Raw genomic sequence first — 26,277 nt, forward strand, 5'->3', positions numbered from 1 at the left:
GACGTCATTGACCGCATTTCCGTAGAGAAGTTCTAGTACGAGATGTTCAGACGCTTTAGCCAATGCACCCACCACCATGCGGGCCCAACCAATAAAAACTGTAGATCCTTGAAAAAAGACGGCTTCTTTCCCTCGATGTGGTGCCCGATAAATTGCAATATCCACATCACCACGAACATCGCCAAACAAAACTTCCACACCGACCATTGAAAAAACACCAACACATTAATACCAAGCAGTACCAGGATAGAGAGTAATGTCATGGCTGCCCCGATAGGACCGGAGAGTCGGAAATAGTAGATAAGTACAGGGATCAACAATACATGCGCCCAGGTAGCACCAAAATAGGCGATAAAGTCAGGCACAGGAATAGACCAGATTAGTCCGATGGTGACAAAGTAGATGGCCGGCACGGCCACGCTATGGATCAGGATGTTGGTTTTATTGGTATGGCTTTCGCCATATTCGTTCAGCAGCGCTTCTATTTGTCGCATATTGTTCTCCTTAAACGTCGATCAAAATCTCAGACAGCAGCTCAGTAAGCAAGGCTTCCTGTGCCTCGAACTTGATCCCATAATAAAAGTAGGTCTCATCAGCGCGCTGATTCATGACCTGTCCCTTCACCTCATAACTTTTTTCTTTGCTGGCTTTAATCGCCATTTTCAACGTCTTACCGGCAAGCTTGCCGCCATCGGGCACATCCCGACGTATACCTATGCGACAACCACTGGAGGAAATATCCAACACCAACCCTTCAAACAGTGTTTTGTTGGTAGCGACATCAAACAATTCGACCGGTGTGCGCGTAAATACCCGTTTGTCTGAGCGTAAGCCCTGATTCTGGATAGCGATGGGAAAACTAATAAACAGCAGATGACTGGGCCGCGTAGCCACTAACAGGATATTGCTCTTAAACGCGATAACCTCGCCTGTCTCATCTTCGAGAATATAACGGACAATAATTTGATTATCAGCGTAAATGGCATCCTTCATTGAGCCCCAACGGCCTTCATCCGGATGTCGCAAAATAATACAACGGGTGCCATCCATACCCACAAATTCGGTGCGCACACGTTTGGTCGCGCTGGGAGATTTCACCTGAATGTCCAACGTCATACCAGGATGCATAGAGCGCAGCTTACGCAAGTCGTCATTAGATAAGCCGGATTTTTCTTTTAGAATGGCCATAGAGTTCTGCTGCAACCGCCGGGTATTATCATAATATTGTTATTATTGTGTTTTTCTACTGATTACACCACCAGTCTACTGCGCAGACTGATTCAGTGCTAGCTAAAGATCCCATACAAAATGATTAGATTTGACCTCAATGTAGATAGCCGCAAACAACATCTTTTCGATGTCTGCTTGCATATTCCAGCCCATCATTCAGACACATTACATTTGAGCTTACCAGCCTGGATCCCAGGCTCTTATATGATCCGCGACTTTGCCAGGCACTTACACGGGCTAAGCGCAGTGACTGAAGACGGTGTTGTGCTCCATCATGCGCCACTGGATAAACAGCGCTTTGCTTTGCAAACAAAGGGCAAAGGCTGCTTGGTGCGCTATCAGATTTATGCCTTTGACACCTCTGTTCGCACCGCTTATTTAGATGACAACCGTGGATTTTTTAATGGCTCCAGTGTGTTTTTGCAGGTCGAAGAGTTAAACCATTTACCTCATCAAATAATGCTGTTATCACCTAAAAGCAGTCAGCGACCATGGCAGGTGGCAACCGGCTTAACACGCGCCACAAGCACACCCAAATATGCCTTTGGTGAATACCTGGCAGATGACTATGCCCATTTGATTGACTGCCCGGTTGAGATGGGACAGTTCGATGTACTGGAATTCCCGGTCAGAGGGATTCCCCATCATGTTGTACTTTGCAATAAGCACTATGCCGACGGCCCGCGTCTTGTCAAGGATTTACAAAAACTGTGCGAACTGCATGTGGCCATGTTCTGCAATGACGATGTGTCCTCTCCCCCTTTTGAAGAGTACTGGTTTTTGGTGAATATTCTGCCAGAGGGCTTTGGTGGTCTTGAGCATCGCAACTCAACAGCGCTTTTGTGCAGCACCTTCGATTTTCCCAATCCACACCGGGTAGATGAGCTAAGCGAGGGCTATAAAACCTTTTTAAGCCTGGCTTCCCACGAATATTTCCATGCCTGGAACGTCTGTCGCATTAAACCAGCAGAATTTGTCCCCTATGACTTGCGACAGGAGGTCATGACCACGCAGCTTTGGGCTTATGAAGGGATCACGTCCTATTACGACGATCTGAGTTTGTACCGCGCAGGCATCATCAGTTTTGCAGATTATCTCAAGCTTCTCTCCAAAACCCTGAGCCGGGTTGAGCGTGGGCAGGGCCAGTACAAACAGAGCCTGGCTGAATCCAGCTTTTACGCCTGGACCAAGTTTTACCAGCAGGGTGAAGACGCACTTAACAATATCGTCAGCTATTACACCAAAGGCAGTATATTGGCGTTGTGGCTGGATTTGTCATTACGTGCACACAGTCAGGGGCGGGTTTCGTTAGATCATATGATGCGACTTCTTTGGCAGGAATTTGGCAGACACGGCCGTGGCACCAGCGAAGCCGACTATCTGCAGCTGGTCGCCCGTTTGTCTGACCAGGGATTGGCTGATGCATTAAGGGCAAAGGTGCATGCAAAGGAAAAGCTGGATCTAACCAGCTTACTATCCGACGTTGGCGTGGAGGTAACCCGTCGTAGCGGCAAGTTCAACGATGGCTTAACAGCCGAAACCCAGTCCTACAATCCTTACCTGGGGATTTTATATAAAGGTGGGGATAGTGGTTTATTGGTACAAAGCGTTTTGCAGGACTCGCCTGCCGAATTAGCCGGGATCTGTGCCAAAGATCAATTGATAGCGGCAGACAATCTGCAGTTAACGGCGTCCAACGCCACTCAGCTTTTTGCGCAGCTGCCATTGGCAATACCTGTTGAAATAGTGCTGTTCCGCCAGGGGAGATTGCTCACTCTCAGCGTCAAACTCTGTCAGGCGCCAGATACAGTGCTGGAACTAAAAGAAATGGACAGTGAAAAATCAAAAAGGTGGCGAACCGTACTTAAGGATTAGCGGGAACCAGCAGGGCCGGATCGAGACGCTCATCAAACCAATTGATACGCCAGTCCAGGTGCGGCCCGGTTACCCGCCCAGTGGCGCCTATTTCGGCTATCAACTGTCCCTGCTTCACCTTCTGGCCGGCTTTGACATGGCCTTTGCTTAAATGAATAAAGGTGGAAGACACACCAAAGCCGTGGTCGAGGATAAGGGTACCGCCTGAGTAGTACATATCCGCTACAAACAGGCTAACCACACCATCGGCAGGTGCATAGACCGGCGTGCCAACGGGTCCTGCCACATCCAAGCCATAATGAGGACGTTTGGGCACCCCGTTAAATATGCGCTGACTGCCGTAAACGCCACTGATTTTGCCTTTTGCCGGCCAGCTAAAGTCCTGCCAAAAGCCCATTAATTCAGTATCTTTTGCCCGCGCTTTGGCAATCTGACGATTGTCTTCCTCGATACGCTTTAATACCGAATCCGGTGGTGACACATATTTCTGTTCGACCCCATCCACTTTTTGAATTGGATATTCCCGGGCTTTGAGTTTAATCGGATGCTGGGTTTTGTGGTTGCCTGATTGCACGACAAGCTGATGCTCAAGTGCCGCATCACGGCCAAAACCAATCACAAATTGGCCCTCGGGTGACACTTTCACTACTTTATCGTTAAGCCACACTTTGGAATTTGGTAATACCTGACCTCTGAGCAGCGTCCCCTGCGTCAATTCACCGCGAAGCTCCAATGCCTGACTCCAGGCGCAAAAAGCCATCAACAAACAGCCAAGCAGTTTAGGCATAGGCTATTGCCCCTTTGCCTACCCCTTCAAATGCCATCACTTTAAACTGCGCGCTTGGCTGCATGCGCTTGTGTTCATCGGCCATAAATTGGGCCAGGCATTCCACTGTGGAATCGGTGTCGATCAAATCACTTTCGGCCATGGGAATAACCAGCTCGAAGCGTCCCTGAGAAGATTCGTACGCAAAGGGATAGTGCCCTGACAAGTCCATCGACTGGGCCTGAGATGACAATTGTAAAGTGTCGAGTTCAACCAAATCTTCGCGGGTGCCGATATAAATATCCTGCCAGCGTGTTGCCCAGTACTGCTCTAAATCCGGCGCATTTTGCTCATCTTTGAAGACCACCACCTTAGAGCGGTGACCGTGAGCAATGCGCTGACAGTTGCCGTCGTGTTTCTTCAGGCCATGGGTGTAGTGGTAATAAGGGCTGTTAATGACCTCGCTACGAAGCATTAAGGTCAGCCCCTGCACGTTTTGCGGCAATGAGGTGGCAATCACCTCTTTAAGATACTGGCTGACCGACGCCATGGAAATTTCATCAGCATAGATAAAGGCATAAGCATCGGCCGGGCAATTCAGGTGAATAGACAAGCCGCTACCACGCAGAAAATCCACCAGTACCCGCTCTTCTGCCTCATTGTGCTGTACCTGACAAAGTGGATTGTCGGCAGGCACCAGCAACTTATGATCTACATGCTCGTCAATCAACCGCTTTAATTGCTTTTTGACCAGGCCAAAGTCCAGCACCATGCTTTCTTCGTTTAAACCACCGTCCAAAATCACATCCACTATCCAGCTTTCGCCCACCATGCCACGACGAGGACAAAGGTAAGAAAAATCCATTACGGTAAGGTCATTGACGAATAATTGCATGTTGGGACGGCCTGGTTAACAAGAGCAGCAGTATAACATAGCCCCTCACGGGGCTTAATGATCTGTTTTGATTGAATAAATCAACGGTTTTTTAGCAGCTGATCCTTCAGATTCGGAGGAATGCCTCTAATGATTAAGGTGTCGGTGTTAGCATCATATTGCACTTTATCGCCAAGTAATGCTCGGTCAAAACTCAAAGTAACGCCACCACCCGCACCGCTAAACTTACTTAACCCCTTGAGCACCGCTTTATCCGCCTGGAATGTTTCCTCCAGCACCGGTTGTTCGGCATTTACAAAGGCATAAAAGTCGGTGTCGCTGCCAGATTGACTGATCCGCTCTGACAGTTCCTTTACACTGATATCCTCACCCTGCTCCAATTTCTCTTTGTAATAATCAGCCACCTGCTGTCGGCTTTGCTGCTTCTCTTGCGGGTCTAACTGCTCACTGGCCAAAAACTCATCTACCGAGGTCACCAACTGGCGATTTTGCTGCTTGATGTCCAACAGTTCATTGCAACCCAGGAAAGCCAGGAAAAAATCAGACACTTTGCGCCCGGCACGCCCTTTGATAAAGCTGACATAGCGCTTCTTATCGGCGGCAATCCGCAAATCAGTTAAATCGATACGCACGGCCAACTGCATACGGCTTAAATCCAGATGATCGCTGTAGTTAAGCTCCAGATGCTGATTGATCTCCACATGCTGCTTGGTATTGAGCAAAGCAATCATTAGAAAGTCAGTGGCCAGAAATTGATAACGACAGAGGATCAAAAAACCGGTTTCCAGGGTGGCAAAATCCATCAGCGTCTTACGTAGTAATTCGGCGACGGTCACACTGAAGGCATGGAAATCCTGCTCCGCACTAATCAAGCGTTGTAACTCTTGGGCAAAGTGAGGATGCTCGGCATCATCCAACGCCCCCACGCCCTTACCGGGTTTCGCGTTGTAGGCACTGTGTATTTGGGAAGCCAGGGCTTCTATGGCCGGACTGATATCGAAACAACGGTCTCGTGGCACCAGGGCCAGTTCCTGCTTATCATTGACGCGAAGCTGATGGACGACAAAATCTTGAATAATGGCACTCATGAAAACTCGGATCTCGTTGTTATTTGGTCTTTGGGGGTCAGGCGCACCTTGCGCATGGGATGGACCGCATTATAGTGATATCAAGTCCCAATGACTCGCCTTGTGTTGACCACTTAATTAATCGACTTGGTATGATACACTTGCCGCCAGATTTTACCCTAGAACGACATTATGCCTCAAAAATCCAAGTATTCTGATGCCCAATTTGATGCCCTGACCCAGGATCTTATCGCTGCACTGGAAAAACATCAGGCCGGTCGCGACTTGTCGCTGATGGTGCTGGGCAATCTTTTAACCAATGTGTTTAATCACCAGGTTGCTGACAAGGATCGTGTGGCCATGGCAGAACAGTTCAGCCAGATCCTGCTAAAAAGCATTCAGCGCGACAACCAAGCACCTGCTCACAGTCAGAAAAAGCCGTCATGATCTTAGGTGAAACGCCGAGAAGGCAGCGCGTATCCAAATTGGTGAGTTGGGGACATTGGTTTGCCCTGGCTAATATCCTGATCGCTATCGTCATTGCCTCGATTTACGTGTTCAATTCTTCTTTGCCGAATTCGGCGTTGGGCATGGCTTACCTGCTGAGTAATTGGTTTAGCCATATCGCATTTCTTACTTTCCTGGGCTTTGTACTGTTTGTTTTGCCCCTTTGCTACATATTGCCCAATGTAAATCTGGTCAAGGGTTTGAGCTCTGTGTTGGCGGCAGTCGGACTGGCATTGCTGGCTTTCGATGCCTTGCTATACAACAAGCATGGTTTGCACTTAAGTCTGGGTTCGGCCGACCTCATTCGCAACGAAACCAAGATATTCATTGCCAGTTTCAGTTGGCAACAATGGAGCTTTCTCGGTTTGCTCTTTGTGGTCTGGCTGTCCTTCCAGTTGATGCTTGCAAACGGTCTATGGAAGCGCATCGAACGCTTCCAGAAAAAGCGTATTGGCCTGCCCATTGTCAGCTTTTTTGTGATCTGTTTCAGCGCCAGCCACGGGGCGCATATCTGGGCAGATGCCAATCTGTATCAGCCTATCGTCAAACAGGATGATATGTTTCCCTTGTCCTACCCTGCTACCGCCAAGACCTTGTTATCCAAGTACGATTTATTGGATATTCAAAATTATCAAAGACGTAAAGAATTGCAGTTGGAAAGCCAGTTTACCTCAGCAGTTTATCCCACCGCACCGGTGTACTGCGGTATCGACAATCAGGCCAACCTGGTGTTGCTGGTAGGCACTCAGGACAAGCGAATTGGTCATTTGGGCTCAGCATTGGATCTGCACCTGAAAAAAGCCCACTTCGATATTGCCGGTGACCAGGAAGATGCCCGTTTCTCTATCCTCTACGGACTCCCTTCGTTGTATCGGGACGTACTGAGCAATCAGCGCCCGGTGCCTTTGGATCTGACCCAAAAACTGGGCTTACCGACCATGATTTACTCCGCTGCACCGCTACCTGAGGGGGTGTCTACGTTGCAGGTAGACTGGGATACCTTTGCGCAGGTTGTGCCTTCAACCAATCCGAAATTGGCCATTGGCTTTGTAGACGAAGAACAAATGAATCTGCTGTTGGCGGGCGATTTACATAAAAACAGCACCTTGCTGCTTACCCGCATGTTACCCAACAAAGAAGTGGCGCTGCTGAGCAACATTGATCTGACCGATGGCGACGTGCCTTCCAGCCATGAAGATTTGCTGCCCACCTTGATGCACTTCCTGGGCTGCCAGGCGCCGTCGGAAAACTACAGCACTGGTCAGTCTCTGCTCTCAAGCAAACGCAAATGGCTGGTTAGCAATAGTAACGGCAAGATTGTCCTTATCGAAGGTCAGACAAAGACCGAAGTGGATAGCCAAGGCAACTACAAACTCTATGACTTGCCAGACGGAGAGGAAAGTGCCAAGCCCCTGAACATGAACAGACTAAGTCAGGGGATCAAACATTTGAGCAGGTTTGCCCAGCAGCCTTAGGGCTGCCGGGAACTAGCTCAGCAAAGGCGCAATGGCTGAAAGCCGACTGACCTGTCGGTAAAACGGATCTGAACCGCCAGTGGCTTCAGTAAGGAGGAATCCCCCCTTGAGGCCAGCGGCTTTCGCCGCTTCCATATCGCTTTGCTTATCACCTATCATCAGACTTTGTGACAAGGCTAAATCGAGCTCTTCAGCGGCTTTAAGCAACATACCAGGTGCTGGTTTTCGGCACTGGCACTCACAGCGGTATTCTCCGCTGGCATCAGAGGGATGATGTGGACAAAAATAAATACCGTCCAACACGATCCCCTGGGCTTCAAATTGTTCGCGCATCCAATCCGACAATTGCCAGAAGCTTTGCTCCGAATAATAACCACGGCCAATGCCGGATTGGTTGGTGACTACGACCAACTTGTAGCCCTTTTGTTTCAGCGCAGCGCACAGCTCGAATATGCCTTCCATAAAATCAAACTGTTCAGGCGAACTGACATAGCCATGATCGACATTGATGATGCCATCGCGATCGAGAAATGCCGCCTTATCCATTAGATACGTGTACCACCATCCAATTCCAGTACCCGGCCGGTAAAGTAGTCATTTTCAAAGATAAAGCGCACGGCATGCGCCATTTCATCCGGATCGGCCAGGCGGCGCAGCGGCACCGTGCTTAGGAACTTCTCTCGCATTTCCGGACGCATCTGTGCAGCCATGGCCGTTTCCACCAAACCGGGCGCCACGCAGCCAGTGCGAATGCCAAAACGGGCCAGTTCCTTGCCCCAACTCACCGTCATGGTGGCAACCGCAGACTTGGAGGCCGAATAGTTGGTTTGTCCCATATTGCCGGCGCGGGATACTGAGGAGACATTGATGATCACGCCTTCGCTGCCGGTATTGATCATCTGCGTCGCAGCCTCTCGGCCACACAAGAACGTGCCGGTGACGTTGACATTGAGAACGGACTGGAACTGCTCCAACGACATTTTATCCACGACTTTGCCGTCTTTCACTTTAAGCAACAAACCATCGCGCATAATACCTGCACTATTGATCAGCCCATGCAGTGCACCGAAGGATTCGGCAATAGCTGCAAAGGTTTGTTCGACCTGCTGTTCATTGGTCACATCCAGCGCATAAGTCTGTACTTTTACCCCATGGGACTGCAAAGCTGCTGCAGCATCGGCAAGGGCTTGTTCCTGTCGATCCAGAAGCGCCAAGTGCGCTCCGTGCGCGGCCAGATGCTCGGCCATGGCCAATCCCAGTCCCTGAGCGGCGCCAGTAACGGCAATGACTTTGTCTTTAAGCTGCATTGATTGTCCTCTTTTTCTACTTATCCCGCTTAGTTTTACCAAGCAGATTAAAAATACTGGAAAAATCTTGTTGGCCATGGCCCTGTTGGCTATGCACGGCATACAGGCTTTGCGCCAGCGCCCCCATGGGTGTAGCGCTATGGCTTTGCTGAGCGGTATCCATGGCAAGGCCTAAGTCCTTACGCATGAGATCCACCATAAAACCACCCTGATAGCCTTTGCTTGAAGGCACATTGTCCATCACACCTGGGCAAGGATTATATTTTTGCAATGTCCAGTTGCAACCCGAGCTTTGCAGCATGATTTCCGATAGCACCTTGGGATCCAAGCCATGGGCCATGCCCAATTGCAAGGCTTCACTGGTACCGGTCATCAGCACGGCTAACAGCATATTGTTGCAGATTTTGGCTACCTGCCCTGCACCATGATCGCCAGCATGGAAAATGTTTTTACCCATGGCTTCAAGCACAGGCTTGGCCCGCATAAACTGCTCTGGTCTGCCACCGACAATAAAAGTCAATGTTCCTGCCGCAGCGCCAGCCACGCCGCCCGATACCGGCGCATCGACAAAATCAATGCGCCGTTTTGCCAGCCCCTGGGCCACAACACGGGCGGATTCGGCATCGATGGTGCTCGAATCAATCACTAGGGTCCCCTCGTCCAGCACCTGCTCCAACCCATGTTCACCGAGATACAAACCACGCACATGTTTGCCGGCAGGCAGCATGGTAATAACCACTTCAGCATCTTGCGCTGCCACAGCGGCACTGCTAGCGGCAATCGCCCCAAGTTTGGCCAATTGCTGCATATTTTCCGCTACCAGGTCAAAGACATGCACACGATGTCCTGCCTTAACCAAATTGGCCGCCATCGGCCCGCCCATATTACCTAAACCAATAAACGCGATTTGCATGTGATCTCCTTTATTCGTCCAGCGAAGCCAATGGATGCGCTTCTGCTTTCCAGGGGGATGTGAAGAACCTGTCGATTTCTTTTTGGGGGATTTCTTCTACATTCTGATACAGCCAGGTGGGCTGATTGTCTTTATCAATCAAAAGTGCCCTCACCCCTTCCTGAAACTCACCGGTTTCACCACAGCGGCAGGACAAGCCCAGTTCCATTCTGAAACAGTCTTCCAGATTCCTTTGCTTGCCTTCCTGAAGTTGTCTGAACACGATAGCGGCAGTCAGTGGAGAGCCGCGGCGCAGGTTGTCGATGGCTTTGGATAACCACTTATCCTCACCAGGATCATGGGTGAGGATAGCATTAACCACTTCTGCGGCACTGTTGTGAGCGGTTAGTTTGTTGATCAGAGACTGATGCGCTTTAACATTGCCACTAGGCACCTGCAACTGACTGTCACGCTGGAACTGCAAACACAGCTGACTCAATTTTTCGTTATTGAGGCTTTGCGTATTACCCCATTTTAATTGCTGCAGTTGCGCCAGGAAGTCCGCTTTAAGCTCATGATTAATAAAGTAATCTGCCAGTTTGATATACAATGCATCGGCAGCATTGATGCTGGCGCCGGTCAGGCCGAGAAAGAGCCCTGCCCCACCAGGCATGCGATTTAAGAACCAGCTTCCACCCACATCAGGATAGAGTCCAATGCTGATCTCCGGCATGGCGATACGGGAAGTAGCAGTCACAATGCGGTGACTGGCGCCATTCATTAAGCCAAGTCCGCCCCCCATGACGATACCGTTGCCCCACACCACAAAAGGCTTACCGAAGGTATGGATAAAATGATCAAGGCGATATTCTTCGGTAAAGAAGGTTTCCAGCATGGCAGGCACCTTCCCGGGACTGGCCTTCATCGCCTGATGCATGGCCACCACATCACCACCGGCACAAAAGGCTTTGTCGCCGCTGCCGTCAAGCACCACGGCCACAATACCCTCATCAGCTTTCCAGGCTTCAAGCTGAGGCTGCAGCAGGCGGATCATATCCAGATTCAGCGCATTCAGCGCCTTGGGTTTATTCAGCGTAGCATGACCGATGCGTTTCCCTTCACCGGCCGGCAGTTCCGCAAATATCACTGCAGCTTCAGAGCTTATCTCATTCATGGTTTCTCCCTTATTCCAGCAAACCGGCATCTTCAGCCAGTACCCGACGGGCGATGATCAAACGCATGATCTCATTGGTCCCCTCAAGTATTTGGTGGACACGTACATCGCGTACATGGCGCTCCAACGGATACTCAGAAATATAACCGTAACCACCGTGGATCTGCAGTGCCTCATTGCACACTTTGAATCCAATATCGGTGGCAAACCGCTTGGCCATGGCGCAGTAGGCTGTTTTTTCGGGATCGTTGTTATCCAGCTTAAACGCAGCCAGTCGAACCATTTGTCTTGCCGCTACCAACTCGGTATTCATATCGGCAATTTTAAATTGCAGCGCCTGGAACGCAGCCAGAGGTTTACCAAATTGCTCACGCTCCTGCATATAGGCCTTGGCGGTATTCAAAGCCTGCTGCGCAGTACCAACAGAACAGGTGGCAATATTGATACGCCCCCCATCAAGCCCCATCATGGCAAATTTAAAGCCTTCGCCTTCTTTGCCAAGCAGATGATCCACCGGCACTTTGACATTCTCGAAGGTGACCAGACGCGTAGGCTGGGCATTCCAGCCCATTTTTTCTTCGGCTTTACCGTAGATGACACCTTCTGCATCGGCTGGCACCACCACCGCAGAGATGCCCTTGGGACCAGCTTCGCCAGTGCGTACCATCACCACTAACAGTTCCGTTTCACCGGCACCAGAGATAAACATTTTGGAGCCGTTTAACACATAAAAATCGCCATCACGTTTGGCGCTGGTGCGAAGAGATGCAGCGTCGGAGCCACTACCAGGCTCGGTCAGACAATAGGAAGCCAGCTTCTCGCCGGTGACCAAAGACTCACACCATGCTTCTTTGACGGCTTCGGTGCCAAAGCTAGCCACCATCCAGGTGGCCATATTGTGAATGGTCATCATGGCAGTGGTGGTGGTGCAACCCATAGACAGCTGCTCAAAAATAATCGATGAATCCAGTCTGGATAAACCCAGGCCTCCGGCCTCTTCGGGAGTATATAAACCACAGAAACCCAGCTCACCGGCTTTTTGAATCACCGCTTTGGGAAAAGTATGCTCGCGATCCCACTGCGCGGCATAAGGCGCCAGCTCCTGCTGGGCAAACTGTCTGGCGGTTTCGGCAAAAGCCAATTGGTCGTCGGTCAGATTAAAGTTCACGTCTTATCTACCTATCACAAGATGAATGAAACAGGCCGGGACATGCCCGGCCATTCAAACGAAGAAATAACTATCGCAGGGAAATAGTCATATTGGGACCGTGCGGAATATCGTCCTCAAACCAGCGGCTGGTGACGGTCTTGGTTTCAGTATAGAAACGCACCGCTTGCTTGCCGTAGGCATGCAGATCACCGTAGAAAGAATTCTTCCAGCCGGTGAAGGAGAAGAATGGCAGCGGAACCGGAATCGGCACGTTTATGCCCACCTGTCCGACTTCGATTTCATGCTGATACTTACGCGCAGCCGCGCCATTTGCGGTAAAGATGCTGGTACCGTTACCGAAGGGGTTACGGTTAACCAGGGCAATGGCTTCTTCCAGGGAGTCCACCGACATGCAGCACAGCACGGGTCCAAAGATTTCCTCTTTGTAGATGCTCATATCGTCGGTGACATCAGCAAATACAGTTGGCCCCACCCAGTTGCCTTTCTCATAACCGGGTACGGTAAAACCAGAGCCATCGACCAAGCAACTGGCGCCTTCGGCCTTGCCTTGTGCAATCAATGACAGCACGCGGTCTCTGGCTTTAGGACTAATCAACGGACCATAACCGGCTTCTTTGTCGTTCCAAAGACCAGGTTTTACCTTGGCGATCATCTCGGCCAGTTCAGGGATCCAGTTTTTCGCTTCACCCACAAACACCGCTACCGAAATGGCCATACAACGCTGACCGGCCGCGCCCACGGACGCCCCCACCAGGCTGTTCAGCACCTGAGCCTTATTGGCATCGGGCATGATCACCGAATGGTTTTTGGCACCGGCAAAACACTGCGCGCGTTTCATATGGGATGTGGCGGTTTTGTAGATATGCTGGCCAACCGGCACCGAGCCCACAAAAGAGACCGCTTTAATATCGGGATGCGTCAACAGGTGATCCACCTGCTGGGCACCGCCGTGCACCACGTTCAGTACCCCTTTGGGCGCACCGGCTTCCAGGAATAACTCTGCCAGGCGGGTCGGCGTCAGCGGATCCTGCTCGGAAGGCTTAAGCACAAAGGTATTGCCGGCAGCAATGGCTAACGGAAACATCCACAGCGGGATCATAGCCGGGAAGTTAAAAGGCGTAATACCGGCGCACACACCCAGAGGCTGAATATAGCTGTAAGTGTCGATACCACGGGCAACGTTTTCCACCGTTTCGCCCATCAGTAAAGCCGGAATGTTCATGGCCTGCTCAACCACTTCGATACCTCGCCATACATCGCCTTTAGCATCGTCAAACGTCTTGCCGGTTTCCTTACTCAGGATCTTTGCAATTTCATCATGATGCTCTTTTAACAACGCCTGATAGCGCATCATTAAACGGGCACGTTCAGGGACTGCCACATTGCGCCAGGTTGTGAATGCCTCTTTGGCGCTGGCGATTGCCACTTCCATCTCATTGCTGGTTGCACAAGGTACCTTGGCGATGACTTCATTGTTGGCCGGGTTGGTAACCTCGATCTGCTGATCTGACTGAGAGGAAATAAACTCACCGTTGATCAGTAAAGGGACATGTTTCATGGCTCACCTTTGCATCTGTTGGTCATTCATTATTATGACCGTTAGTTGTAAAAAATGTGTGTCCCACATTAGCAGAATTTTTACCTTCACGTTAACGTAAAGTTGTAAAAATTTGATTGGTCCAATGACAACTTCCTTGTACATGTTCATCAGGCCGCAAGTGGCTGAATAATGAATGACAACTTTTTGTTCAATGCACCTGCAGCGAAGACTATTGATTGCTATGATGGTTTTGCAGTGTCCCCGGTCCGGAGTCAGGGTTTGCAAGCCACCAAAATCAATATTGCTATCGTTGAGGACAACGGGGTTGCCCGAATCAACTTGAGAAATCTTTTGATGGGTATGGGCTTTTCCGATGTAGGTTGTTACAGCCACGGACGGGAACTCAAATCGGTGTTGCGCCAACGTCACTACGACCTTGTTCTGATGGATTTCCATCTCGGCCTGCACAAAAACGGGGTGGAAGTGGTCAATGAACTTCAGCAGGAAGGCCTGATCAAACCCTCTACCTGTATCATCTTTATTACTTCCGATCGCTTCCCGGTCATTATCGGCCAGATATTCGACGTCCACCCCGATGCATTGGTGTTAAAGCCCTACACCATACGTAACCTGGAAAAAAGCCTGATGGCTTGCATTCAGCAAAATCGCTACCTGCTGCCGGTACTCAAACTGATGGATCAAGAGCAAAATCAGCAGGCACTGGAACTGCTGGACGAGATGCTGAAGGTCAATGAGCGTCCCAAATACCAAACCCCCATGGTCAAACTTAAGGCAAGGTTGTTGGTCAGGCTGGAGCGTTATGCCGAAGGTGCCGCCATTTATGAAGGCATACTCAAAACCTCGGATAAAATTTTATGGGCCAAATGGGGCCTTATCCAATGCACCTACAAAAATGGTGAGGTGGAAAAAAGCGAGAAGATGCTCGAAGCCCTGCTGGATACCCACCTGACCAATGACAAAGCCTGCGAGTGGCTGACGCGGATCAATATTGAGCGAAAGGAGTACGACAAGGCACAGCAATACATCGACCGCATTAAAGAAAGCGAGCTGTCGGTTTCGGCTGCGCTCTTAAAAGCCAATCTCTACCAAATGCGTGATGAGGTGGATATGGCCATCGGCCTGCTCGAGAAAAAGCGAGAATCCAACCGTAATTTTCGTGAGCGCTATTATGACATTACCATGGATCTGGCCCGGGTTTACCTCGACCTGGCCGAGCAAAAGCCACAGCAAGAACGCAGTCGTTATCTGCAACTGACCCGTTTTTTGATTGGTAGTGCTGCGCGTGGTAATCAATTGCAGGATGTTGATGCCAAGCGCAACTACTTGGCTGCACTGGCAGCCCTAATGGAAGAGGACAACAAAAAAGCGGCGGAGTTATTAGCCGACGAGGCCATGCTGGATACCCAATCCATGGATGCATCCACCTTGTCAGATGCGGTCAGTGCCTGGCACGGGCTTGGCAATGACTGTCGAGCCTCTGAAATGCTGCTGGAACTGGAACAAAAACTCAAACAACTGCCAGATGAGAATGAGCGCACCATTACCAGTTTGAAGATGGCCAAAAACGAGGAGTTATTGGGAGAAAAACGAGCCCGGGCCGTGTCTTTTAACCAGCAAGGACAAGCCTTTTACGTTAAAAACCAGTTTTCAGAAGCTAAGGATTTGTTCTACCAGGCCTATATTTTGTTTCCCGATGAGCCGGCTTTCAGTCTTAACTTACTGCATTGCATGGCAGAAACCGCCACAAAAGAGCACAAGAAAGCGTCGATTTCGGCACTGGTGAATGAATTACAAGGACATCAACTTAGCGCAGCAAACGCCAACCGGTTTAAAGATATAAAGGGAAAAATACGAGCATTAGAACTGGAGGACAGCAACTGAATCGCCGAAAGACGGACTTTTTGACTGTTAACTGGCCACCGCCATCGACTTCACCGGATAAATTCCGGCTTTTAACAGGGCGTTGTGAAATTCAGAAATATTGGTGATATATAAAACGTGGGTGTAGGCTTTTTGAATTTCCTTCATCTTTTCGTAGGCCCCTTTATCAATTTTTGACAACTGTGCCAGCCGTTTGGTTGTCAGGCAAGTATAGTCCTTACATTTGACCGCATTTATCTGACTCACACAGGCAAAAATGGCATCACTGGCGACCTTGTCACAAATTTGATTGCGCAGGTGTCCATATAAAAAATCCTGCTCTTCAATATAAATAGTGCGGCCGTCGTCGCGGCGCACACAATGCACGGCGTGCGCCTCCTGACGCTTATTACTGAGCATATCCTGCAGCAGGGACGACTTGGGTTTATCGGCTTTTTTATCGGCGAAGAAGCCATGCAGCGAAACCTGATGCTGGAAGGAATGAAAGGGTTTTAAATCGGTTGAGTCCTGCGAACCATACACCGTTCTCAGCCTGTCGATAGTAAAGCGGTTCTGAGCAACCAGTACGGCGATCGCAGGCACATGACGCATGGCCAGTTCCCAGATAAAGCGATGGACATTGCGCTGCTGACGAATAATATCCCGTGGTGAAAAATACTCTGTATTCCTTACCACCGTTTCTTGTATGAATTCTGCTGCTTTGCTCTTATTGACCTGAAGTTGCAACCGCAAACTTTTATCTCGGGGGTTGTATGAGAGCACCTTGTAACTCTCTCCCTTAAGTCTGAGACCCGGCACCGTCACTTTCACCTCTTCGGGCGCCATAAAATCTTCGTCGTCCAGGGTAAGACGCATACCGCAGGCAGAAATATCGGTAACCACAGCTTCATAACTGGTCAGCAGTCCCGTGCGCACCGTCGCCGCTTTGTTAAGGGTGTAACGCGGCTCCTTGCGCCTATCCATGGCCTCTTCCATCAGTACATCCAGCTGCCATTTATCATCAGTGTTAATAAATGACTTGGGGAACACTTTAAAGGGCTTAGGAGAGCGTTCCTGCAGTTTGCCAATCCAACTGGATACATCGCGGCAATAGAGAATATGGGTCATTTTCTCAAGCTCCGGATAATCGCTTGGAATGATGTCATGGGAGCCAAACGCCATGACGCGCTCCCTATTCTCAACCCATCTGAGCCGCAGGTGATAAACCACAAATTCACCACTGTCCATCAACAGTCGAATAAATTGCCCAAGCAGTCCCCTGTCAATTAACTCACGATGGGTAGCAGCGATATCTACAGGGCCTTGCTTACTGTTTATCCTGCCCATCAACAGAAACGTCTCGTCACACTCCTTCATTTCCACCAACACCTTATCCATGATCTGTCTGCAAGGCAGGTCGCGCCCGGATTTCAGATTGGGATTGGCTTTCATATTGGCCTGGGTCAATAAGGCGACAGTGGGCCTTAATCCTACCGGACTCTTACACAAAAAAATGGGCAGCCAGGGACTGTTATCCAGCACTCTGTCGCGCTCCAGGTTGTGCATGGTGCGTTCCATTTCCAAGTCACGCTGCAAAGGCAATTGAGTCTGAACGTTCAAGATATACTGGCCCAGCCGCTGGATCAGTTTCTCATCATTGGCGGGACTGAGAGCGAATTGCGTTTCGAACTTACTGGTGTCCTTGTTAAAACTGATCCCCTTAAATCGGTAGCGAAGCTCCGTACCCTTCGCGCAAAAACCAAAAACATCGGGAAAGACAAAGCTGAATTCCCCTTCGTTGATGTCTTCATAAGCAGGTGTTCTGATGGTTTCTACCGTTATGCCAAAGGCTGACAACGCGGCAATTGGCAGGCTTTTGCCTTTTTCAAAGTGGGTACAAAACACCGGATAATTGGGGCAAATGGCTAAGTCAGGGCCAAACTCAATATCCTCAAGGGTTTGGGTCTGAACAGTAAAGGCTTCAACAATTTTCTTTTGTTGCGCGAGCCTTACCTGTGATTGATAAGACTCGGAACTCATCACAGACTCAAGCACCCCAACGGTATAGCGGTCTTGATAAAGCTGAGACTCTTTTTCGAGGATTTCCTTGCCGACCCGGTCCAATCGCATCGTGACGCCAAAATGCTTGAACTTTTTTACAGGGAATTGGGCGAAGGCAGAATTATCAGCGGGCGTGTCAGTGGGCGAAGTCAGCCGCATGACTTCTTTCTTGATCACTGCTCTAATCCGGCCAGGCAATTGACCAGAAAACTTGTTGAGCCCCTCCAACAGTTTGTTTTGCTGCTGGTAAGGAATAAGGGCCCTCACAACTTTGTGATACTGCTTAATGATGAGTTCTTCGTCACTAAAGGCCAAAACTGATACCCCGTTGGTGCTGCTCTCCTTGTTCAGCAAAAATCAGACGCCGCGCAAAGAATGGGGAGTCGGCTCCAGTCACCAATAATCTGCTCTTTTAACAGACAATTATCAATAATTTGTTAAATATTTTTTATCGAAAAACACAAAGGTGATCCCGACCTCGCCTTTACCAAGGACATCCGACCAGTTAAGCTTTATAACAACGTATTCACTGGGGCTGTTTATGAATATCGATGAGCTAATCCACCAAGCCAAAGCATCGGCAAGCGATCCTGCACATAGCCTTACGGTGCCAAAGAGTTGGGCGCAAGGCCGTACTCTCTTCGGCGGTTTATCCGCCGCTTTGCTGTATGCCGCCCTCAGGGAGAAAGTCAGTCAGGATCGATGCTTGCGATCTTTAACCACCAACTTTATTGGTCCCCTGGAGCCGGATTTGCCCTTTCGTATCGATGTGGAAGTGCTGCGCGAAGGGCGCAATGTCAGCCAGGTGGTTGCAAAAGCCGTGCAAAATGACCAGGTGGCGGTATTTTGTCAGGCTTGCTTTGGCGTAGACAGAGAGTCGAAAATTCGAATCGAAAACCACGACAAGCACCAGATGGCGCCGCCAAAGAAGGCCGCTTTTATTCCGCAAATCCCAAAGGTAACCCCGAAGTTTCTGCAACATATGGACCTGGCCATGGTGGAAGGCGGCCTGCCCTTTACCGGCAAAAAAGAGTCAAATGTGCACGGCTGGATGCGTTTTAAAGAAGCACCAGAACAAGTTACCGATGCCCATTTAATTGCCCTGATTGATGCCTGGCCCCCCACCATATTGCAGATGCTGCGTTGGCCTGCACCCGCCAGTACCATGAGTTGGAATCTGGAATTTATTCATCCCCACAGTCCCGTGGCACCCGATGAATGGTTTGCCTATCAGGCGCAAACCCGCCAGGCAGCCGACGGCTATTGCCACAGCGAAGCCAATATTTGGGATAGTAAGGGGGAATTGGTCGCCATTAGCCGTCAGATCATTGCGGTATTTGACTGATTTGTCCTTGTTCTAATAACCGCAGACCTTCCTGATAGCCCATGGCCATAATGCGCTCGGCATGCTTAAAATCGAGCATGCCAACGTTTTGAATACTGGGTTGCAGGAAGTAATCAACGATTTCCCGGTTGGCGCGTTGTCTGTCTTTGCTGGCCAGTAAAGAAGAGCGTAAAAGCGTATCTAATATGGTCGGCACTTTTGGCTGAGGCCGCCCCATCAGCTTATTCAGTATGACGAGCCAAGGTGATGGCACAGACTCCAGTTGCGTCAGGTAAGTATCATCGGGGCTGACGTCGATGGCGGCAATAGGCCCGTTGTTGCGCTGGCGCATCAGATCGCAGGGCAAATTATTGAACAGCCCACCATCCACAAGATAATGTCCATCTTCAATAGCAGGCGCTACCACCCCGGGAATGGAGACACTGGCTCTGACCGCCTTCCACAAAATACCGCGTTCATGATCTTTTTCCTTGGCAATACTCATGTCAGAGGAAACACAAAAATAGGGTAAAGGCAGATCCTCTATCAGCACTTCCCCAAATCCCTGTTGCAGCAACATGTCCAAGCGCTGACTTTTAGACAGTGAAATCATCGGCAAGGTGTAATCACCAAGGGGGTTGACCGAGACAAAAAAGCGTTTCACCGCTTCGGAAATGCGAGTGCTATCCCAGCCCATGGCAATCCAGCCTCCGATAATGGAGCCCATGCTGGTCCCACCCACCCAGTCGACCTTAAGTCCGGCTTCTTCCAATGCCTTAAGCACCCCTACCTGGGCGAATCCGCGAGCGCCCCCTCCCCCAAGCACCAAACCAAATGACTTATCGGTCAGATAGCGGGTAAGACGCTCCATAGAGCCCTGCTCACCATTGGTGTGGAAATGTCGTTCACAGGCAATGCTGTCCAGCCAGCGGGCACTTTGCGCAATACTGCCGGGATGATGCAGGATCAAGAATTTCTTCTGCTTCTGCCAGGAATACATCGGTAGCAAGGGGGCAAGCTGCTTTTTGGTGCTGACGGGTAGTTCCTGAGTGTTGACCAGCATCCACACCTCATCGGCGCGCTCAAGACAGAACTTGGTCCATTCCAGGTCGTCTATTTGCGCGTAGAAAATATTGGTAGGATTCAGTTGTTCTGCGTTTTCAAGGTAATCTACCAGTTTGGTGTGCACCAGCTGTTCAAGGGGTTTGTCGCCAAAATGCTGGCGGATCTCCTCGCGGCTCACCAAACGCACATCACGCAACACCAGCATATCTTTTAGGCGCTTGCCCAGCTTATGGGTCTCACCACCACCAATTTGAAGCAGCAGCCGGTTTACCGGTTTGATTTCCCGCTTACCCCGTTCTTTTTGTTTCTTGATCCTGTCGATAAGGCTGCTGACGATATAGGTGCTTAACCAGGGGTACTTAATCGACAGCCGATCAAAATGCCTTCTGTCCAAGCTGACTATGTCACTTGAGCGGGTAGCCACCAAGGTGGCATTACGACTTTCATTACTGAACAGAGACATCTCGCCAAAAGGTTCGCCATGGAAAATTTCGCCAACCCGCTTTAACTGCCCTTCACCCACATAGACGTCTATTTTGCCGCTAAGCAGAAAATACATTACCTGTCCCTTGTCACCATGACCAAAGAGGGTTTGATTTTCCTCAAGGCGGGTAAAGCGGGCACTTTTAATCAGATCTTTTAAGAAGTCGGCGGAGACATTGGGGTAGTTGCGTAAGAAGGTGTTGATCAATAAGCCAACGACATGGAGTCGGTGAGAAAATGTCGCCAATTGGGCGTCAGCTATCGCTGTTTGTATCGATTCTTCGATCTCTGACCACGGGATACGATCAAATTCACACTCTCCATTGCAAATAAGACTGAACCCATATCGCTCCTGCACTTCCATCGGACGCAGTCCAATCCAATCCCCTGCATTGACGTTCATCACTTGGATAAGGTGTTGCTGGCGAACCAAACGAACACTGGCATCACCACTTATCAGCCGGTAAAAATAAAGATTGTTGTCGCTATGATGAATGAGTTCATCGCCCTTGGCGCAGTTAATTCGCTGGGCGTATTTCAACAATGGCTCAAGGGAAGGCGTACTGTTTTCATCGTGCATTGAGCATATTCCGCAATCAAGGCGTGACGGACCACTCCCTTGTCAACTTCGCCTGTTATCAATCGTTCTTCTTGATAATCATGTCCGTTTCACGGCGTTTTGCCATTAAGTGGGCCAATTTTTTCATGCTGATGGTTTTATCTTTCTCATCAACGATTTCCATGCCAATCAGTGCCTCCAGCAAATCCTCCAGCGTCAGGATCCCTTCCAGCCCACCATACTCATCGACCACCAGCAGCATATGCGCACGGTTATTCAGAAAATAGTCAAAGGTTTGCGCCAACGGCATGCTGCTGAGCATGGTCACCATATCCTTGCGATATTCTTTGAGCTGTCGGTGCCCGTTCCCCCTGGCCTGGGCCAGTAACAGGTCAGTTTTCAGCACAAAGCCACTGACTTTTTCTGGCTCTTCTTCGTACACGGGAATACGTGAGAAGCTGACGTCATCATGCTTGTGAAAGAACGTCTCTACCTGCATGTTCTCGGGTAAAGAAAACACCACTGTGCGATGGGTCATGGCATCACGAATTTTCATCTGATGCAACGCCAACAGATTTTCGAGGATATTGGCTTCCTGAATGGCCAATTGTCCTTCTTGCTTGGAGAGCTGCGCCATTGCCACTAACTCATCACGATTAAGGCCTCGCAGGGGGTTTTCTGAGGCGATGTGCTGGGTCAGCCATTGAGACATCTTCACAAAGGGATACATCATCAATATCAGATATTTGAGCAAGTAGGCCGTGGCCGGCGCCAATTGCCGCCAGTAGGTGGCTCCCAAGGTTTTGGGAATAATTTCAGAGAATATCAATATCATCAGGGTCAAAATGGCAGACGCCAGACCAAGATAGGCATCACCAAAGATAATGGCCGCCTGTGCCCCAGCGCCAGCTGCGCCAAAGGTATGAGCAAAGGTATTCAGGGTAAGGATGGCGGAAAGCGGCCGGTTAATATCCTGTGTATGTGCTTGCAACAACTGCCCGGATTGCCGCCCTTCCCCTTCCAATACCGAAATGTAGGCAGTGGACACACTCAGGATCACTGCCTCAGCGATGGAACACAGGAAAGATACTCCAATGGCAATCGCGATATAAATAATCAGCAACAACATGCACTAGGGCTCCTGTGCAGGCTGATACTGAGAGAACCACCAAAGAATATACTCGACCTTGCTCATCAAATTGCTCGGGCGCATATAGATCCCATGAGAAGCGCCAGGGATACGCACCATGGCGGTCTCAACCCCCTGTAACTTGAGTGCCTGATAGAACTGTTCAGTTTCAGAAATCGGCGTACGGTAATCCGCTTCACCGGTGAGCAACATGGTGGGGGTTTTGACATTGCCCACATAACTGATGGGAGAGCGCTGCATATAGCCTTGCATATCTTCCCAGGGCTTTTTGCCAAACCAATATTGAGTGAAGAAAGGGTAATAATCCGCCGTCAGCACAAAGCTGAACCAGTTTATGACCGGCTTAGCCACCACCGCCGCCTTGAAGCGGTCAGTATGTCCCACAATCCAGGCGGTCAGTACCCCGCCGCCTGAGCCGCCGGTAACATACAGGCGCTTTGGATCAATGTTCCCCTTTTTGATCAACGCATCCACACCAGACATCAAATCATCATAATCCTGGCTGGGATAATTTAAATGAATTTTCTGTGCAAAGTCCTCACCGTAGCTGTCACTGCCTCTGGGATTAACATAGAGCACCACATAGCCCGCTGCGGCATATAACTGGATCTCAGAGGCGAAATGCGGACCATAGTTAGCTACCGGACCACCATGAATTTCCAGAATAAGCGGATATTGCTTAGCAGGATCAAAATCCGGTGGATATGCCACCCATCCCTGAATATCCAGATTGTCAGCGCTTGATTTGAACCAGATTTCTTCAACCCTGGCTAATGTCTTGTGTCCCAGAGCATCCTCATTAAGATGGGTAAGTACCTTGGTTTTACCTGATTTAACCAAGGCCACATCGGCCGGACGGGATGGCACAGAATAGCTGAACGCCACCGCATCGCCTTTGGATACGGCGAATTCACCGCTGGCATAGGGTCTGCCCAGAGACTGGCCACCTAATGTGTCGGTAAGAATCTGCCTATTACCGTTTAGGGATTGATACGCCAGCTTGGTCTTACCCATATCATCAAAACTGAAATACAGCCCTTTGCTCTTAGCATCCCACTGGATTTGATTGATGCTGCGATCCAAGTCGCTGGTGAGTACCTTGTTTTTACCTCCCTCTGTGGGCATCAGATAAAGGCGCTGGTTCTCATAGTTTGTGCCTTTATCATCAAAGCCCAGATAAGCCAGCCATTTACCATCAGGAGAGACATGTGGGGATTGGTCCGGCCCATTTCTATCGGTTAACGCCTGAATCTCGCCACTGTCGATAGCCAAGCGGTACAGCTCGGTATTCAGTGGTACCATTTCATGATCTGCATGGCGATTGGCGGAGAAATACAAGTGTTGACCATCGGCTCCCCAACTCAAAGGACCACCATGATCGAAGGCATCAAAAGTCAGCTGTCTTGGGGTACCACCGTCGGTGCTAAGCACGAAAATCTGCTGATGGCCGGGTTTGTTGTAACCTGCACCATCTTGACGGTAATAAAGATCGTCGATGAACACAGCAGGCTCAGCCCATTTGGCATCACTGGGTTTGCCTTTGAGGGATACCGGTGCCTTAGTCTCCTCTGGCACAAACTGGCTGAAGGCTAAAAAGCGCCCATCGGGCGACCAACTCAGTTGCGCAGGCGCTTCTTGCAGATTGGTGAGTTTGGCTTGTTGCCCATTATCCAACCACATCATATGAATTTGCGAACTGCCTGATGCATTGGAGGTATAAGCCAGTTTTTGACCATCAGGGGACAGTGCTAATCCACGATCGCTATGTTTACCGCTGGTCAGCGGACGCATTTTCCCATCGAGATCCACAAACCAGATATTGCCCAGCTTCTTGTCACTCTGGATATCCATAAAATGGCGGACAAAATAAACCCGGTCTCCATTGGGGCTTATCTCCAGATCGGCAGCATATTCCAATTGAAACAGGTCCACAGCGCTGAGTCTTTGCTGGTCAGTTTCGGCCTTTACAAAGGCTGATATCAGCGACAAGGCAATGGCGAAGCTTTTCAACAATTTCATTTTCATGTTTGTCAAATCCTTGATTGGAAAGCAGATTGTTGCACTGCAATCGGCGAATGTCACCCAACACAAGCAAAGTTTTGACCAAATGTTGCAAATACAAAGGGCTCCCAGAGGAGCCCTTATTGATGAAATGCTAAATGAAGATCAGAACCACTGCTTGGTGAATACCCTGTCCAGTTCACTGAATGCGGTTTTGAGTAGTCCTGCTAATTCCTTATACCTTGGCCTGGCTTTGACCATTTGCACCTGACAGCCGTGCAATCGCATTTTCTGATGCAGATCTTTGTACCAGGCAACCAACCCCGGGGGCAGCATCTGATTAGAACGATGGCCGAGCCACAACAAGCCCTGCAGAGGCATACTTAAGAAAAAGGCTGCCAAGGCAATACTTTGCGGAAGGTTATCCTGCCCCAGCACGGTGTAATGGACGATGGCAACCAGAATAGCCAAAGGAGGCATCACTTTGATGCCAAGGCGAGTAGCGGCAATCACCCGGCATTCAGGAAACAAAGGATAGAGTTCCTTTTGCATGGGCCAGGTGTCCATATAGCTTCGTCCATCCCTGAGCATGGTGGTCAATGACTGCGCCATCAGGCTACCTCAAATTTCAAATGCCTTAATATTAGTCTATCAGCTTCTGTACAAAATGTGCTCGTCGCATTTGGTTACTTCATCGCAAATCAGCGATAAATCACCAGCGTGCTTGTCAACCTGTCGCGGCCAAACGAGGCCATCCGAATAAACTCCTGGCGCTCTACAGGCACATCAGTAAAGTCCAGCTCCGTTTGCCAGGGTTCTCTATCTCGCTCAGGATCGGTGATGGTGACACAGTCCTGGTTAGCGGCAGACACCAGCACCCAATGTGGTGCTTTATCTCTGGTTAGTCGCCACATGCTGATAAGGCTGACTAACACCGCCCCCTGGGAAAGATACTGATCCAATTGCGGCAGGGTTAGCGGTGAGTAGCGGATCAATACATCGGTGTGTTCCAATTGTTTTATGAAATGCTGATGCACCTGCTCGATCACCACTTTCTTCTGCGGATCCCTGACGCTATTGATGAAAGGTACTGAGGTTTGGTTATTGTACAGATGCACCTTGAACCCCCGGCGCCAAGCGCTGAGCGCCAGGCCAAAACCGCTACAACCACCATGGCCAGAGGTCATAAATACAGTAGTCGCTTCCCGCCAAATCTGAATTTCTTCTTCCAGTCCCATCTCATAGTCTGGTTGTAGCTTATTCATGGCCATCATTAAACTGGCCGGTCCGCAGGTGAAATCGGTCTGTTGTTCGTAGCGTTTGGTGGGATTTTTACTGAGCTTGGCCTGGGTCAGGCTTTTTTCCATTTGCAATGCATCGGCGCCATCCTCGTAGTAGCCTTCTACTTTACCGATACTGCGGTATTTTAGCTTTTTATACAGAGTAATTGCGGCGTCATTGTCTACCCGTACTTCCAGTCGAAGGAAAATACACAGTTCTTCACTGGCCAGCCGCTCTACTTCTTTGAGTAAAAGTTGTGCCACCCCTTTTCCGCGAAATTCACCTGATACCGCAATCGAATAGAGCCTCGCCAACTGTGTTCCTTTGCGATAAAGCACTAACGCATAGCCAGCCAAGATCTGACCTTGATAAGAGACAATCAACGAACAGTGACCCTGACGAATAAAATAACTGAAACTGCGTTTGGATAGGCGATCTGTCTCGAAACAGGCCTTTTCCAGAGCAGCAAGATTAGGGATGTCAGCCGCAGTGGCAAGACGTGTTTGCAGGCTTTCCAACGGCTTAAGCTCGAATTTGCGTGTGGCGTTAGTTTAAGGCTTATTCATAAAACTG

22 protein-coding genes are annotated in these 26,277 nt (G+C 49.8%); 5 read left to right on the top strand and 17 right to left on the bottom strand.

The features are described from left to right. Positions 1-32: 32 nt before the first annotated feature. Positions 33-494, bottom strand: coding sequence for an Mpo1-like protein (locus tag P2G88_RS05445; RefSeq protein ID WP_275794722.1), 462 nt, complete (start codon positions 492-494; stop codon positions 33-35). A gap of 10 nt (positions 495-504) precedes the next feature. Then, the gene (locus P2G88_RS05450; RefSeq protein ID WP_275794723.1) at positions 505-1,188 is read right to left on the bottom strand and encodes a flagellar brake protein; all 684 of its coding nucleotides are present in this window, start codon (positions 1,186-1,188) and stop codon (positions 505-507) included. A gap of 120 nt (positions 1,189-1,308) precedes the next feature. On the opposite strand from P2G88_RS05450, the gene P2G88_RS05455 reads away from it, so the two are divergent. Beyond that, on the top strand, positions 1,309-3,105 hold the full coding sequence (locus tag P2G88_RS05455) for a PDZ domain-containing protein (RefSeq protein ID WP_275794724.1): 1,797 nt from the start codon (positions 1,309-1,311) through the stop codon (positions 3,103-3,105). Here the strand turns inward: P2G88_RS05455 and P2G88_RS05460 are convergent. From P2G88_RS05460 to yejK, 3 genes are all read right to left on the bottom strand, one after another. Next, a complete protein-coding gene (locus tag P2G88_RS05460) occupies positions 3,095-3,892 on the bottom strand; it encodes a M23 family metallopeptidase (protein ID WP_275794725.1) in 798 nt (265 codons plus the stop codon). The two genes, P2G88_RS05455 and P2G88_RS05460, sit on opposite strands and share 11 nt — an antisense overlap. Continuing rightward, positions 3,885-4,766, bottom strand: coding sequence for a 6-carboxytetrahydropterin synthase (locus P2G88_RS05465; RefSeq protein ID WP_275794726.1), 882 nt, complete (start codon positions 4,764-4,766; stop codon positions 3,885-3,887). Before P2G88_RS05465 ends, P2G88_RS05460 begins: the two co-directional genes overlap by 8 nt. A gap of 80 nt (positions 4,767-4,846) precedes the next feature. After that, positions 4,847-5,854, bottom strand: coding sequence for a nucleoid-associated protein YejK (gene yejK / locus P2G88_RS05470; RefSeq protein ID WP_275794727.1), 1,008 nt, complete (start codon positions 5,852-5,854; stop codon positions 4,847-4,849). Positions 5,855-6,025: 171 nt separating this feature from the next. Here yejK and P2G88_RS05475 point away from each other — a divergent pair, with 171 nt between their 5' ends. Beyond that, positions 6,026-6,280 (top strand): DUF1414 domain-containing protein, encoded by a 255-nt coding sequence (locus tag P2G88_RS05475; RefSeq protein WP_275794728.1) that lies wholly within the window; start codon positions 6,026-6,028, stop codon positions 6,278-6,280. Beyond that, the gene (locus P2G88_RS05480; protein ID WP_275794729.1) at positions 6,277-7,815 is read left to right on the top strand and encodes a DUF3413 domain-containing protein; all 1,539 of its coding nucleotides are present in this window, start codon (positions 6,277-6,279) and stop codon (positions 7,813-7,815) included. Before P2G88_RS05475 ends, P2G88_RS05480 begins: the two co-directional genes overlap by 4 nt. A gap of 12 nt (positions 7,816-7,827) precedes the next feature. Here P2G88_RS05480 and gmhB read toward each other — a convergent pair whose 3' ends face one another. From gmhB to P2G88_RS05510, 6 genes are all read right to left on the bottom strand, one after another. Next, complete coding sequence (gene gmhB / locus P2G88_RS05485) at positions 7,828-8,361, bottom strand: D-glycero-beta-D-manno-heptose 1,7-bisphosphate 7-phosphatase (protein ID WP_275794730.1); 534 nt, start codon at positions 8,359-8,361, stop codon at positions 7,828-7,830. Further along, on the bottom strand, positions 8,361-9,122 hold the full coding sequence (locus P2G88_RS05490; RefSeq protein WP_275794731.1) for an SDR family oxidoreductase: 762 nt from the start codon (positions 9,120-9,122) through the stop codon (positions 8,361-8,363). Before P2G88_RS05490 ends, gmhB begins: the two co-directional genes overlap by 1 nt. Before the next feature lie 16 nt (positions 9,123-9,138). Then, entirely contained in the window at positions 9,139-10,035 is an 897-nt protein-coding gene (gene mmsB, locus P2G88_RS05495) for a 3-hydroxyisobutyrate dehydrogenase (protein WP_275794732.1), read from the bottom strand. 10 nt (positions 10,036-10,045) lie between these two features. Then, positions 10,046-11,188: an enoyl-CoA hydratase/isomerase family protein gene (locus P2G88_RS05500; RefSeq protein WP_275794733.1), complete on the bottom strand. Its 1,143-nt coding sequence runs from the start codon at positions 11,186-11,188 to the stop codon at positions 10,046-10,048. Positions 11,189-11,198: 10 nt separating this feature from the next. After that, positions 11,199-12,356 (bottom strand): acyl-CoA dehydrogenase family protein, encoded by a 1,158-nt coding sequence (locus P2G88_RS05505; protein ID WP_275794734.1) that lies wholly within the window; start codon positions 12,354-12,356, stop codon positions 11,199-11,201. A 70-nt stretch (positions 12,357-12,426) separates the two neighbouring features. Beyond that, entirely contained in the window at positions 12,427-13,917 is a 1,491-nt protein-coding gene (locus tag P2G88_RS05510) for a CoA-acylating methylmalonate-semialdehyde dehydrogenase (protein ID WP_275794736.1), read from the bottom strand. A 261-nt stretch (positions 13,918-14,178) separates the two neighbouring features. Between P2G88_RS05510 and P2G88_RS05515 the strand changes: the two genes are divergently transcribed. Next, the gene (locus P2G88_RS05515; RefSeq protein ID WP_275794738.1) at positions 14,179-15,801 is read left to right on the top strand and encodes a response regulator; all 1,623 of its coding nucleotides are present in this window, start codon (positions 14,179-14,181) and stop codon (positions 15,799-15,801) included. A gap of 27 nt (positions 15,802-15,828) precedes the next feature. Here P2G88_RS05515 and P2G88_RS05520 read toward each other — a convergent pair whose 3' ends face one another. Then, on the bottom strand, positions 15,829-18,195 hold the full coding sequence (locus P2G88_RS05520) for a PilZ domain-containing protein (protein WP_275794740.1): 2,367 nt from the start codon (positions 18,193-18,195) through the stop codon (positions 15,829-15,831). Between the two features lie 187 nt (positions 18,196-18,382). On the opposite strand from P2G88_RS05520, the gene P2G88_RS05525 reads away from it, so the two are divergent. Then, positions 18,383-19,186 carry a thioesterase family protein gene (locus P2G88_RS05525; protein ID WP_275794741.1) on the top strand — a complete coding sequence of 268 codons (804 nt, stop codon included), beginning with the start codon at positions 18,383-18,385 and terminating at the stop codon, positions 19,184-19,186. Here the strand turns inward: P2G88_RS05525 and P2G88_RS05530 are convergent. The 5 genes from P2G88_RS05530 to P2G88_RS05550 all read right to left on the bottom strand — a co-directional run bounded on the left by P2G88_RS05530 (position 19,167) and on the right by P2G88_RS05550 (position 26,222). Next, positions 19,167-21,293: a patatin-like phospholipase family protein gene (locus P2G88_RS05530; RefSeq protein ID WP_275794743.1), complete on the bottom strand. Its 2,127-nt coding sequence runs from the start codon at positions 21,291-21,293 to the stop codon at positions 19,167-19,169. The two genes, P2G88_RS05525 and P2G88_RS05530, sit on opposite strands and share 20 nt — an antisense overlap. 58 nt (positions 21,294-21,351) lie before the next feature. After that, a complete protein-coding gene (locus tag P2G88_RS05535; protein ID WP_275794744.1) occupies positions 21,352-22,401 on the bottom strand; it encodes a CNNM domain-containing protein in 1,050 nt (349 codons plus the stop codon). A gap of 3 nt (positions 22,402-22,404) precedes the next feature. Further along, positions 22,405-24,441, bottom strand: a complete 2,037-nt coding sequence (locus tag P2G88_RS05540) for a S9 family peptidase (protein ID WP_275794802.1) — start codon at positions 24,439-24,441, stop codon at positions 22,405-22,407. A 147-nt stretch (positions 24,442-24,588) separates the two neighbouring features. Further along, entirely contained in the window at positions 24,589-25,035 is a 447-nt protein-coding gene (yfbV, locus tag P2G88_RS05545) for a terminus macrodomain insulation protein YfbV (RefSeq protein ID WP_275794745.1), read from the bottom strand. A gap of 89 nt (positions 25,036-25,124) precedes the next feature. Beyond that, the gene (locus P2G88_RS05550; RefSeq protein WP_275794746.1) at positions 25,125-26,222 is read right to left on the bottom strand and encodes a GNAT family N-acetyltransferase/peptidase C39 family protein; all 1,098 of its coding nucleotides are present in this window, start codon (positions 26,220-26,222) and stop codon (positions 25,125-25,127) included. Between the last annotated feature and the right edge of the window lie 55 nt (positions 26,223-26,277).

This window comes from Aliiglaciecola sp. CAU 1673, assembly GCF_029223185.1.
In the GTDB taxonomy this organism is placed as follows: Bacteria; Pseudomonadota; Gammaproteobacteria; order Enterobacterales; family Alteromonadaceae; genus Bowmanella.